Source organism: Flavobacterium sp. GSA192 (genome assembly GCF_006386525.1).
GTDB lineage: Bacteria > Bacteroidota > Bacteroidia > Flavobacteriales > Flavobacteriaceae > Flavobacterium > Flavobacterium commune.
In genome coordinates, this window is sequence record NZ_VAHC01000004.1 from 197222 (window position 1) to 211475 (window position 14254).

Genomic DNA, 14254 nt, shown 5'->3' on the forward strand with positions numbered 1-14254 from the left:
ACTCCTTATAACAATCACTTTTAAGGAACTTCATCTCGTAAAAATTCTTTCTATTCTTTCATCAACTGCTTAAGCATTGATTTTGGTACTTCGAAAACACTTCCATGACGAATTCCTGATGGAAAAACCATCTTATCCGAAACATCTTCCCAGCCATTATCGGTTTGTTTCAGAGCACCATATTTATGATCTCGGTATTTATCAAAATACACCAACCATTTCCCTTCAATTTTAATAGCTGTTGGCCCTTCTGCCCAATAATTCCCCGTAATTGGAGTACTTGCTTTTGAATAAGGCCCAGTCAATTTATCGCTATAAGCTACTTTAAGATTTTTTTGCACAGGAACTTTTGTTTCGTCTTTCAAAAACATTATATAGCCTTTACCATCTTTTAAAATCGATGAATCAATCACATTAAAACCTGGCTCATACAGCAATTTTGTTGGACTATAAGTTTTAAAATCCTTTGTGGTTGTATAATAAATTCGGTGATTGTAACCGCTATCTTCAGTAGATTGTGTCTCAGGAAATTTCCCCACGATGGTACTTGCCCAATAAATCATGTACTCTTTATTCACCTCATCATAAGTAATTTCGGGAGCCCAGGTGTTACGAGTTCCGTTTTCATGAGCCATGACAGGCAAGAATTCCTGTTTTGACCAGTGAATCAAATCTTTTGAAGAAGCATATCCAATTCCTTTATCGGTCCAACTTACCGTCCAAACCATGTGATACAAACCGTCGCCTCCTTTAATAACACAAGGATCTCTCATTAACTTGTCTTTTCCAACTTCGGGAGTTAAAAAAGAAGCGTCATTTTTAAGCGATTGCCATTTATAACCATCTTCACTGTAAGCTAAATGCAAGCCATCTTCGCCATTTCCTTTAAAATAAGAAAAAATATAAGCTGATTTTTCAGCGATAATCTTATTAGTAATTAACCAATGTTTTAAAGAAGCTGACCAATCTGTATTTGTTCCTTTGTTACCTAATCCAAAACCATGACCTCCATTTTCATAAATATGCATTTCGGCAGGTACTTTATTTTTCTTTAAAGCCAAATAATAATTGATACTATTTTCTACAGGAACCGCACGATCATCAGTAGCATGAATCAAGAATGTTGGCGGCGTATTTTCGTTCACTTGTTTTTCATTCGAATATTTAGCAATCAAATCAGCCGAAGCAGTTTTTCCTAGCAAACTTACTTTCGAACCATTGTGCGTAATTCCATCTTCCATTGAAATTACAGGATAAATCAATACCGAAAAATCAGGACGTGCACTGATATCTCCTTTCGAATCATATACTTTATCTAAAAAATGTGTAGATGCTGTTGAAGCCAAATGCCCTCCGGCAGAAAAACCTATAATTCCGATTTTTGTTTCATCCAAATTCCATTTTGCAGCATTCTTGCGTAATACCCTGATAGCTTCTTGCGCATCTTGCAATGGACCAACATTTTTATCTTTCATAATTTCGTCTGATGGCAAACGATATTTAAGAACGAAAGCCGAAACCCCAATAGAATTAAACCATTTTGCTACTTTAATTCCTTCTTTATCGATAGCTAAATGACTGTATCCGCCTCCGGGACAAACCACCACAGCAGCATTTTTCTTATTATTATTCGAAACCAAAAAAGGAGTTAAAGTTGGAATCGAAACCTTATCAACTCCTGTCACGTTCCCATTAGCATCTAATCGGGAATTTTCAACATGTTTTTCATTTTTAATAGCTCCCGGAATTTTATCCCACAAAAGAAATGCTGTACTTTCCTGAGAAAAGCTTTTGATGGAAATACTTAAAAAAAGTACCAGTCCAAATAATAATGTCTTTTTATTTTTATTCATCTTTTTAATGTAAAATTCTATTTTTATGGTTTTTAGTTAATTATTTTTTTATTTTAAACGAATGCAATTTAAACAAAAATATCAAATTTGATTATTTTCATTTTTGTTCAAAACATCCTAAATCGGGAGCTATACCTTTAAATGGAAATCCGATATCAGTTCCCGCATTTATAAGTTTACTGGCAGGATTCAATTTCAAAAAATTAGTTTCCGGAAGACTTCCATTAGCTTGTCTTGGTGCCATTAATAAACTTTCGTCAAGACTTAAAAAATCAGCAGCAGTAACTGTACTATTTTTTAAATCAAAATAATTGTTTTTCAAAATACATCTTGACTTATCAATATCTGTCAATTCAGCCACGGTTGCAGCAAAACCTAAATTATTAGCCATTTCGTGATTCCATCCCGGCCCATCAGTACCAAAATCTGTTGGATTCAAAGCTACACAATTGAGCATATTGTAATTCCTTTTATTCAGATACGCCGTATTGTTTTGCCAATAATTGCCTTCTAAATGATGATTAGCATAAAATCCGCTTTGTTTATTTTTTACGGCTAAACAAAATCGGATTGTATTTTTAGGTATCGGAGCATAGTTTTCTATGAGATCATTATAAGGTCTCTTTCCTGCTCCATATCCTCCAATTTTAAAACCGTTTCCATCAGCACGCCCAATAAAACCGGTAGAATAGCCATTATAAAAAGCCCAGCAATTTTCAATTATTACCGGCTCAGCATTACTAATCAAATCAAAACCATCATCACTATTAAACCAAGCCCGGCAACCTCTAAAAACATTATTTATGCTTCCTTTTTCAAGATGACATCCAAAACCATCGGTATTTCCACCTTTTCCGCCTTCGGAAACCGAGTCCCAATTATTATAAGCATCGCAATTTAAAACTAAATTATTAGAACCACTAAGCATGTAAACTCCAATAGCCATATTGTCGTGCATACTTAATTGTTCCAGCGTATTGTTGCTTCCACGAACTTCAAAACATTCGGATTGTGTGTGTTTTTTAAGTGTTACCTGAACGCCTACTACTTCAATTCCTTTTATATGAATATTATTCCCATCGACTAAAAAAGCAATAATACGCTTTCCAGCAGGTTTAATATTTTTATAATCAAAAACAGGTTTTTCATTTTGATAAGCTAAATACGAAATTCCGTCTTTATCTAATTTGGTAACAAAAGCCCAAATACTTTTTTGTTGCGCAATTTGGTCTTCCCGCATGGTATAAACTCCGCCTCTTATAAAAACGGTATCACCTGAACTGGCTAATTCCTGTGCTCTTTTGATTGTTTCAACCGGAGTTTTAATTGCTCCGTCATTAGTATCATTTCCTGAAGGAGCGACGTAGAATTCTTTTGCTAAACAAAAGAAACTATTCAAAAAAACTACTGCAATTAGAATCTTAAATTTCATTAAAAATCAATTAAATTAGGCGTTTTAGCAATTAATATCCATTAAAAAGGGAAGTTAATTAACTTCCCTTTTTTTATTACAAACTTTTTCAAACTTATTTAAAATAGGTTTTTATATTACTTCATTTTATAAATTTCAGAACCCGCTAACAGGAAACAACCTAATCCATAATCTTCAAAATCAGGAATTTTATCATAGCTTAATGGCATACCATCTTTTGGTTCTTTTCCTGTAGATTGTAAATATCCTAAGAATCCATTTTTATGTAAACTTTCCGTTGTTAATGCTTTCCAGGCTTTTTCAACTACAGGTAAATAGGTTTTCTTATCTAGAATTCCATTGTTAATTCCGTACGCAATTCCGTAAACAAACAACGCAGTTCCCGAAGCTTCTTTTTCTCCATAATTATTTGGATCATGCAAACTTGCATTCCAGAAACCATCGGCTCTTTGAATAGGCACTAAGGCTTTAGCCATCGCTTTTAAATCTTTTACATATTGCTCTCTGTGTGGTGCATCCTCTGGAATAATTGTCAATACTTTTGCTAATGCGCCAATTACCCACCCGTTTCCACGACTCCAGTAACAATCTTCTCCATTTGGTTCTTTGTAAGGAGGATCAAAATCGGCATCACGCCACCATAATCCGTCTTTTGGGTTATACAATCCGTTGTCTCCATGATTATTTCTGGAATACATGTACATTTCATACATTTTCTCATAATAACGATTGTCTTTTTCCAAAACACCCATTTTTGCAAAAACCGGCATCCCCATTTGGATAGCATCAATCCAGGACCAATCGTCATTTTGAGGTGTATTCAACAACATATTGATATTTGCCTTGGTATTTTTCAACTTCTTAGCATCCGGTTCTAAATTGTACAAATCAATATAGGTTTGAGCAGCACAATAATTATCGGCATTACGAGTGGTGTTACCTCCGTTAAATCCCCATTTGTGTGATTCGGCCCAATCGTAAGCATATTTATAATATACCTCTTTAGGATAGATTTCGTGCAAAGCCATTAATCCTTCATAATAAACCCCACGAGTCCAAATATTACTTGGACGCTCTTTATTTGTAATGATGGTTTTACCTGTATCAGGCCATTTGTCCATAAAATATTTATTAGCCAATTCCATCTGTGCCAAAACTGCTTTTTTATCTAAAGTTTGCTGAGCAACCGAAGCCGAATTGTATAACAAAAAGGATGTAAAGATGAAAACCAATTTCTTCATTTGTCTTTTGTTTTTTTTGAATTAATAATGAATTTTAGAGCTTAATAATTTTAATATAAAAATTAATCTGGTAAAAATAGTTTAGAAATCCCTATTTCCTGTCCTGTAGCATCCTGCTAAATTAAAATTAATAATTAGTTTTGCTATGAAATTTTACTTCTTTAAAGAAGAATCACACTAATTTTAAGAAAATCCCCTCCATGAAATTACAAACAACAATATTCCTGACATTATTAGCAGCAATAGTATTTGCTTGTAGCACTAAAAAACAACTCGACAATCCAACTGCAACCATAAACATTCCAACAGAAAACGAAGTGGGTGTCAAAATACTTTCCGCTGAAATTGCGCCTGTAAAAGCTCCTTTTAAAACCATCCAATTTACAAAACCAACTTTCCCATCAGAAAAAGTTACACTAACACTTTCTACAACTGAAATAAATACTACTACAATTCAAAAAGCAATTGATCAATTAAGTGCCAAAGGCGGAGGAACAATTGTTGTCCCAAATGGAAAATGGCTCACCGGAAGAATTCAACTGAAAGACAATATTAATTTTCATTTAGACAATGAAGCTCAGTTAGTTTTTAGTGGCGAAATAAAAGATTTCCTTCCTGTAGTTTTTACCCGAATTGAAGGAATTGAAGTCATGTCACTCGGCGCTTGTATTTATGCCAATGGTGCTACAAATATTGCCGTAACTGGAAAAGGAAAATTAGTAGGCCCTCAAAAAGGTTCTATTCGCAACCGAATTTTAACAAAAGATGTAATCGATAACGTTATTAATCCAAATACTCCAGTAACGGAACGTATTGTTGACGGAATGAAACAAGACTGGATTTTTCCACCTATGTTTATTTCTCCTATCAATTGCAAAAAGGTTTATATTGAAGGAGTTTCTCTGGAAAATTCTGCTTTTTGGAATATTGTTCCTGTTTACTGTGACAATGTAATTATTCGTGGTGTAACCGTAAATTCGGTAAATACTCCTCGTGGTGATGGAATTGACATTGAATCCAGCAAAAATGTATTAATCGAATATTGTAATCTAAGCACTGGCGACGACTGTTTTACCATGAAAGCAGGTCGCGGTGAAGATGGTATTAGAGTAAATAAATCCACCGAAAATGTAGTGGTGCGTTATTGTCTTGCCTTGCAAGGACATGGCGGAATTACCTGCGGAAGTGAAACAGCCGGAATGATAAGAAATCTATACGTTCACGATTGTGTTTTTAAAAATTCGGGAGTGGGGATTTTATTCAAAACCCGAAGATCTCGTGGTGGTGGTGGCGAAAATCTAACTTACGAACGCATTCGAATGAATCTTGACCTAACAGCCATCAAATGGGATATGTTAGGCACTTCGGGCAGTGTTGGTGATCTCGCCGATCGTTTACCGGCAAGAGCAATTAATAAACTTACTCCAAAATACCGCAATATCGTTATTAAAGATATTATTGTCGAAAACTGCTCCACTTTTATAAAGGTTTTTGGCATTCCTGAATCGCCAGTAACCAATTTGACTATTAAAAATGCTAAAGTAAATTGTCAAGAATTATTTAATGCTCACGACCTTCGAGATGCCACTTTTAAGAACCTATCAATTACAACAAAAGATTCAACATTGTTTTTATTAGATTCTAGAAATATTGTTTTTAATCAAATTGATTTTAAAACACCTAAAGCAGCAAAACTCGATATCAAGGGAGAACTTTCTGATTCGATTATTGTTCGTTCTAGCTCAAATACGCAGAATACAAAATGGTTTAAAAAAAATTAATATTACTGTCCGATTAGCAGACTAAATAATAAAACAGGCCACAGACCTGTCTGCCGACAGGCAGGTGACACTGATTGAACAGATAAAAACGGATTTTCATAGCTCTTTGTAAATCACAATCTGCGATAATCCGTTAAAATCAGTTTTACCTGTATGCCATTTCAATAATTGGTACAAGAAACAGATATTCATTAAAATTATCTTAAAAATAAAAACTTCCTAAATACTCTATAAACCGGAGCACTTAGGAAGTTTTTTTATTACTAAGAATTAAAGTAAAATCTAATTCTTTAAAGGAGTTATGGTAACTGGCCCTAATAACCCAGAAGGCATTGGAGCCCATTTAGTCGCATCAAATTTGTTATAATCTTTATCTACCATATTGATTTCGTAGAAAATTTTCCATTCTTTTCCTTTCTTTTCCATATCAATCACTCTATTCGCAGAAAGATTAGTAACCTGAACTTTCAATTCGTTTTTGCCTTTCTTCAATTTCCCTAAATTGATAGTAAATGGCACTGACCAGGTATCACCGATATATTCTCCATTCAACCAAACTTTAGCACTTTCTCTCACATCACCTAAATTTAATTGCCAGTTATCGGCAGCTACTTTTGGAGCATCAAATTGTAAAGTATATAATGCTGTTCCTGAGAAAGCTTCCGTTTCCGGGCTAATTTTAGTCCATGATTCTAAAGTACTTACTTTTGCAGGAGCGGGTAAAGCTGGCCCACCTTTTTCAAAAGTCAATTTCCAATCTCCTTTCAAAGCAATTGGCTCAGCTGCGGCTTCGTAATATTTCCAAGGTTTTTCAGAAGCTGTATTTTCTGTTTTCAGAATAAATGATTTTCCTGATTCGATGCACAATTTTACCAAAGTAATTTGTCCTTCCTTTTTAACAATCGCATTACCAACATTTCTATTCAATGGATCTAAGATTAGCACCTCTTTATTGGCTACAGCCAAAGGAATAAAACCTTCAATTGTTTTAGGTGTATGATTCACTAAATAATAGATTTTCTCTCCATCTAAATCTCTTCTGATGAATTTCAAACCTGTTTTAACCAAATCTTCCGATTGAATATTAGCTTGTTGTAATGCTTGAAACAAATCGCTAACCGGAGTCACAATCGATTTATTATCTGAAAGTAATGAAGTTAACTTTGTATTTTGAGCTTCATAATCTTTCAATCCCGGAACTGATTCCGGCAATCCTTCAAAAATAATCGAAGCACCCGCTTTTTTCAATTCGATTAATTTTTCTAAAGTTGCCAATGGCATTTTATCACAATTTGGTACTACTAATGATTTATAACTACCTCCAGGCAATACAAGTATTCCGTTTTCAACTTTGGCCTGAGCAATAAAACTATCCGAAATAAAATCAACTCCATATCCATTCCCCATTAATTTTTTAGTCGTATCATAAAATGATGTTCCGTGCAACCATTCTTTTAAAGAATGAATCTTGAACTGGAAAAATAAATTCCCTTCTAAATTTTTTCCCCAAGTATCATAAACTGGATAATACAACAAGGTTTCATTATCTGGTTTTCCAACCTGCAACATCGATTGGCAATTAGCAATATAATTGAACAATCCCGGAGCATCTTCCCAAATGGTGTTGGTAGCATTAAAATTTACCGAAGCATAAAATTTCCATCCCGGCCAGGCTGCTTCTTTAGGCGAATAAGTGGAACCATGAAGAAAGATATGATTGATTCCGTTCAGCAATAAATCCTCGGCTTCCGGCTTACATTGTGACAAAGCCGTTTTAAAGTGATCTCTTAACCAGGTAAAAGTTTCCGAAGAAGTCAATGGTTTTCCGGCAATATGTGCCGCCGAAGAAGAAAATTTCAACATTACCGGATCGGCATCACCTTCTCTAATATCTTCTTTTTCACGTCTGAATCCCGGAATATCATACGGCATCGAACCAAAGGTTTCACACTCCGGAATATCTGCCGATGCATATAAATCAATTAAATTACCCGGAGAACCATGCGCCTGTAATTTAGTTTTAAACTGTTTAGCATTTGCCCAATTCGTCCAAGGCAAATCAAATTTATGCAACAATAAATCCGAAATGGTTTCACGATAATCACTTTTTACTCTGTTTCCAATTTCAGAATCTTCTTTACTCAACAACTGAGGCAAATATTTCTTCAAATCATAACCTCTAAGTTTCTCAAATTCTTGCAAAAATTGAGGCGTAAAATCGGTACCATATACTTCATAACTATCATTAAAAATAGCTCTCAATTTCCCTTCAAACCCTACTAATGCTTTGTCAAAAGGAACTACATAAGCATTCAACGCTTCTTCTGAATAATGATCTAAAGTATAGCCTTTTCCTCCGGGCGCAGCACGTTTTACCTGCTGACCCGTTTTTCCGGCAAAAACAGCATACAGCGTGTAATCTGTTTTTTTAGCTTTCCAATTTAACTGATTTCCTTTTAATTGGCTTGTCAAATCAAGATAAGAACCGTCAGTACCATAAGCCGAAACCGCCAATAATTGGGCTGGTACTTTTTCCTTTGTTGGATCTACTTTTATTTCTTTATTGAATTGTTCGTTTTTCTTAACCTCATATTTCTCAACTACTAATTTTGTAGCTGCATGTGGAAGCGTAACCTGAGAACCTCCGTAAGGCCAACCCGTCCCAAGAACCATATCGACCTGCAATCCTAAACTATCGGCAATTTTTACCGTGTAGCCCAGCATTTCCATATATTTTGGAGACAAATAATCGATAAAATTATTCTCCACACCTTTCACTCCATAAATAGGAGTGATTTCAACTCCTCCAATTCCCACTTTTTGAAAATCAACCAAACTGGATTTCAAATTAGGTTTATCTACTGCACTTCCCATCCACCACCAGCGAGCCCATGGTTTGTTGACGTTTTTAGTTTCTGGCCAAGGATTTGTTTGAGCCACAGCATTTAAAGAAAATAGAATCCCGGCAAAAAACGGAATGTAATTGAGTTTCTTTTTCATTTATTTTATATTAATACATTTAATTTATTTATAAATCATTAAGAGGAACTAAATGATTCTAATTCTATTTGGGGAAATTATAAAACATCGGCTTCTAAAGCATCCTGTCCCGTCCTGTTAACGCTGCACGATTTCTTTTCTTAAAAACAAATCCTGATTCCACAACAATAATGCCATAGACACAAAATGAAACTCACAAAAAACCCGTCTCATTCTATAAAACAAGACGGGTTTTTATAACTATCTCAATGGATCAATTCAACTTAAAATTGACCTGCATTTTCTCTAATTCCTGTAATAATTCGGTCGAAATTTTAATTTTCAACTTTCTGCTGGCCATACTCAACTTAGTTACTACCTTTACTTCTTCTACTTCGGTAACCTGAACCGCCTTGGTTATCGGTACATCAGAAGCTTCAGAATCGTCATTTTCGTCTTCGAAAACTACTTCTTCATTATCCTCCATAACCGGAACTGTTTCGACCAGTTTCTTAATTTTTTCTATCTCCATCACTTCAAAAGTCACCTGATTATCTCCTTTATTTTCATTAAAAAGATGACTCAACTTATGAATAAATTCTGGATATAAATCCCTAATATTTAGCAAAACAACCAGCCTTTTTGCAAAAGTTTCTAAAACATCCTGCAATTGTTTTATTTCTACAAACTGTAATCTTGGTTCTGCTCTTTTACCAGTTTCCTGATTCACCCAACCTTCTTTTACCGTTAATTTCATATAGGTAAAATTGTTCTGTATCAGAAAATGACGGAATTTTAAATACTCTTCTCCAAAAATCCGAAATTCATAACTCTCATCATATCCTTCCAGTGTAAACATCCCCCAGCCTTTACCATTCTTAGCCACACGATGTTGTACATCATTGATAATTCCTCCAAAAGTCAATGCTTTACCCACATAAGCTTCGAGATTCTTGAGTGCTTCCAACTTAGCGTTACAGAAATATTTCATTTCAAATCTAAAGTCATCCAGCGGATGCCCTGAAATATAAATACCAACAACTTCTTTCTCTTTGGCTAATTTTTCCATCGTACTCCAATCCTCACAAGGCGGCACTACAGGCTCGGCAATTTGCACTTCACTGGCTTCCCCAAAAAGACTCACCTGAGACGAATTTTCATTCTCCTGAAATTTCGAACCATAACGCATGGCTTTTTCATAAAAGGTAATTCCGTCACCTTCATCATGAAAATATTGCGCACGGTGAGTATCCGCAAAACAATCAAATCCTCCAGCTAAAGCTAAATTCTCAAAAGCTTTTTTATTAGCGGCACGCAAATCAATTCGCTTAGCCAAATCAAAAATTGATTTGTATAATCCGTTTTTTCTATTTTCTACAATGGTTTCCACTGCTCCGGCTCCCACTCCTTTGATAGCTCCCATTCCAAAACGAACGGCATAATCATCGTTTACCGTAAATTTATAGTAGGATTCATTAACAGAAGGACCTAAAACCTGTAAGCCCATTCGCTTACATTCCTCCATAAAAAACGAAACCTGTTTAATATCATTCATGTTATTCGAAAGTACCGCCGCCATATATTCAGCCGGATAATGAGCTTTCAAATAAGCCGTTTGGTAGGCAATCCAGGCATAACAGGTCGAGTGCGATTTATTGAAGGCATAACTCGCAAAAGCTTCCCAGTCTTTCCATATTTTCTCCAAAACTTTTGGATCATGTCCTTTAGTAGCTGCTTGTTCTACGAATTTGGGTTTCATTTTATCCAGTACGTCCTTCTGCTTCTTACCCATCGCCTTACGCAAAACGTCGGCCTCACCTTTAGTAAAACCGGCTAAGGATTGGGACAAAAGCATTACCTGCTCCTGATAAACTGTAATCCCGTATGTTTCCCCAAGATATTCTTCGCAGGCGTCCAAATCATAAACGATAGGCTCTTCTCCATTTTTTCTTCGAACGAAAGAAGGAATGTATTCCAAAGGTCCCGGACGATACAAAGCATTCATAGCAATTAAATCCCCAAAAACCGTCGGCTTCAAATCCTTCATGTATTTTTGCATCCCGGGTGACTCGTATTGAAAAATCCCTACTGTTTCTCCTCTTTGGAACAACTCATAGGTTTTAACATCATCAATTGGAAAAGTATCGGGATCCAATTGAATTCCTGTTCGGTATTTTACCAGTTTAACCGTATCTTTTATTAAAGTCAGGGTCTTCAACCCCAGGAAGTCCATCTTCAACAATCCTGCACTTTCAGCCACCGAGTTATCAAACTGAGTCACATATAAATCAGAATCTTTTGCGGTGGTTACCGGCACATAATTGGTAATATCCGAAGGCGTGATAATTACTCCACAGGCGTGAATACCTGTATTTCGCATCGAACCTTCTAATATTTTGGCTTGTTGAATGGTTTCTCCTGCTAAATCATCTTCATTAGCAATTCCAATTAGTTCTTTTACCTTATCAAATTCTTCCGAAGATTTCAATGACTTTTTTACATCTTCTTCGCTTTCAGAAATAAAACGCGCCAAATTCCACTTAGATGGCATCATAGCCGGAATTAATTTCGCAATTCTATCGGCTTCAAATAAAGGTAAATCCAGTACACGCGCCGTATCACGAATTGCCGACTTGGTCGCCATTTTACCATAAGTGATGATCTGTGCTACCTGATTGGCTCCATATTTATTGATAACATAATCCATTACACGACCACGCCCCTCATCATCAAAATCGATATCAATATCGGGCATGGACACACGATCCGGATTCAGGAAACGCTCAAAAAGCAAATCGTACTTAATCGGGTCAATATTGGTAATTCCTAAACAATAAGCCACCGCCGAACCTGCCGCCGATCCACGTCCTGGTCCGACAGAAACATCCATTTTCCTCGCTTCGGCAATGAAATCCTGCACAATCAAAAAGTAACCCGGATAACCAGAGTTTGAAATGGTCAGTAACTCAAAATCCAAACGTTCCTGAATATCGGGGGTTATTTCTTCGTAACGTCTTTTAGCTCCTTCCATGGTAAGGTAACGCAAATAGGCATTTTCACCACGAACACCATTGTCTTTTTCATCTTCAGGATCAACAAATTCCTGAGGGATATCATATTTTGGAAGCAGTACATCACGATAAAGCGAGTAAATTTCGACCTTATCAACTATTTCTTGTATATTGATAATGGCATCAGGCAAATCGGCAAAGAGATTTTTCATTTCCTCTCCCGACTTATAATAATACTCCTGATTGGGTAATCCATAACGATAGCCACGACCACGACCTATAGGCGTTGCCTGTTTTTCACCATCTTTTACACACAATAAAATATCGTGCGCATTGGCATCTTGTTTATTTAAATAATAGGTATTATTCGTTGCAATTAACTTAACATTATGCTTTTGCGAAAACTCAATCAAAGTTTTGTTTACACGATTTTCATCTTCCTGATTATGGCGCATGATTTCGAGATAAAAATCATCTCCAAATTGTGCTTTCCACCAAAGTAAAGCTTCTTCGGCTTGGTTTTCGCCAATATTCAAAATTTTGCTCGGAATTTCTCCGTATAAATTCCCCGACAAAACCATGATGTCTTCCTTGTATTTTTCTACAACTTTTCTATCAATTCTTGGTACATAATAAAAACCATCTACATAGGCAATCGAAGCCATTTTGGCCAAATTGTGATAGCCTTTTTTATTTTTTGCCAATAAAACGACCTGGTAACCATTGTCTTTTTTGGTTTTATCCAAATGGTTTTCGCAAATATTGAATTCGCAACCTACAATCGGTTTGATTTCGGTTTCTGTTGGCTCTTCGCCAGCTTCTACTAAAGCTTTATTTTTAGCGGAAGCCCCTTTATTGTGATTCATTACCGCACTCACAAAATGGAAAGCACCCATCATGTTTCCAGTGTCGGTCATGGCAACAGCAGGAAAGCCATTTTTAGCCGTAACCGAAACCAACGGTCCAATCCCAATAGTCGATTGCAGAACTGAAAACTGGGTATGGTTATGCAAATGCGCAAACTTTGCCGCAGCAAAACCTTCTTTATCGGCTGCTGAAATCGTGGTTTGCGAAACATTCGGTTCCGCTTTTTGCAGCTGCTCCCTGATTTTATCCGAAGCCGCTTTTAAATTGATATGTTTTAATCCGATGAGTTGAATTTCTCTCGGATTTTTAGCCTGAAATTCCTGAAAATAAGAAGCTGGAACATCCAGTTCTTCCTTAGTAAAAACCTCTCTTTTAATTAATTCTAAGAAACAACGCGTGGTTGCCTCAACGTCGGCAGTTGCATTGTGCGCTTCGGCAAAAGGAACGTTGAATAAATAACTATGTAATTCCGTTAAAGTTGGCAGTTTAAATTTTCCTCCACGACCTCCGGGTAATTTCAACAAAGAAGCTGTTACTTCGGTACAGGTATCCAATACCGGCATCGAAGCCATAGGCGAATCGACTCCCATTCGATGAAACTCACAGCCCATAATATTGACATCAAAACCTAAATTCTGACCCACAATAAATTTGGCTTTGCCTAAAGCAACATTAAATTTTTCTAAGACTTCAGACAACGAAATTCCATCAGCCTGAGCCAACTCGGTCGAAATCCCGTGAATTCGTTCGGCATCATAGGGAATATTAAAACCTTCCGGTTTTACCAGATAATCCTGATGCTCGATGAGTTGTCCCATATCGTCATGCAACTGCCATGCAATTTGAATACATCGCGGCCAGTTAGCCGTATCGGTTATAGGCGCATCCCAACGCTTAGGTAATCCGGTAGTTTCGGTATCGAATATTAAATACATAATTTTAAAAAAAAGCCAAATTAAAAAGTTCCAAATTCCACCTATAAACCATTGATTTCATGAAATATAAAAAAATGATAAACAGAAAACAGAAGAAGTTCAAATTTAGTCTTTTTTTAAGGCCTTGAAAAGGGAAGTTATTAACAAAAGACAAT

6 protein-coding genes are annotated in these 14254 nt (G+C 36.0%); 1 reads left to right on the plus strand and 5 read right to left on the minus strand.

Annotated elements, in window-relative coordinates:
- Positions 1–50 precede the first annotated feature (50 nt).
- The 3 genes from FDM27_RS09810 to FDM27_RS09820 form a co-directional block, all read right to left on the minus strand.
- Positions 51–1853, minus strand: a complete 1803-nt coding sequence (locus FDM27_RS09810) for a prolyl oligopeptidase family serine peptidase (protein WP_140486115.1) — start codon at positions 1851–1853, stop codon at positions 51–53.
- A 97-nt stretch (positions 1854–1950) separates the two neighbouring features.
- Complete coding sequence (locus tag FDM27_RS09815) at positions 1951–3285, minus strand: right-handed parallel beta-helix repeat-containing protein (RefSeq protein ID WP_140486116.1); 1335 nt, start codon at positions 3283–3285, stop codon at positions 1951–1953.
- Between the two features lie 116 nt (positions 3286–3401).
- Positions 3402–4526, minus strand: a complete 1125-nt coding sequence (locus FDM27_RS09820) for a glycoside hydrolase family 88 protein (RefSeq protein ID WP_071184040.1) — start codon at positions 4524–4526, stop codon at positions 3402–3404.
- Positions 4527–4726: 200 nt separating this feature from the next.
- Here FDM27_RS09820 and FDM27_RS09825 point away from each other — a divergent pair, with 200 nt between their 5' ends.
- Positions 4727–6307, plus strand: a complete 1581-nt coding sequence (locus FDM27_RS09825; RefSeq protein WP_140486117.1) for a glycoside hydrolase family 28 protein — start codon at positions 4727–4729, stop codon at positions 6305–6307.
- Between the two features lie 282 nt (positions 6308–6589).
- On the opposite strand, the gene FDM27_RS09830 is transcribed toward FDM27_RS09825, so the two are convergent.
- Positions 6590–9307 (minus strand): glycosyl hydrolase, encoded by a 2718-nt coding sequence (locus FDM27_RS09830; protein ID WP_140486118.1) that lies wholly within the window; start codon positions 9305–9307, stop codon positions 6590–6592.
- Between the two features lie 253 nt (positions 9308–9560).
- Positions 9561–14099 (minus strand): DNA polymerase III subunit alpha, encoded by a 4539-nt coding sequence (dnaE, locus tag FDM27_RS09835; RefSeq protein ID WP_140486119.1) that lies wholly within the window; start codon positions 14097–14099, stop codon positions 9561–9563.
- Positions 14100–14254 lie beyond the last annotated feature (155 nt).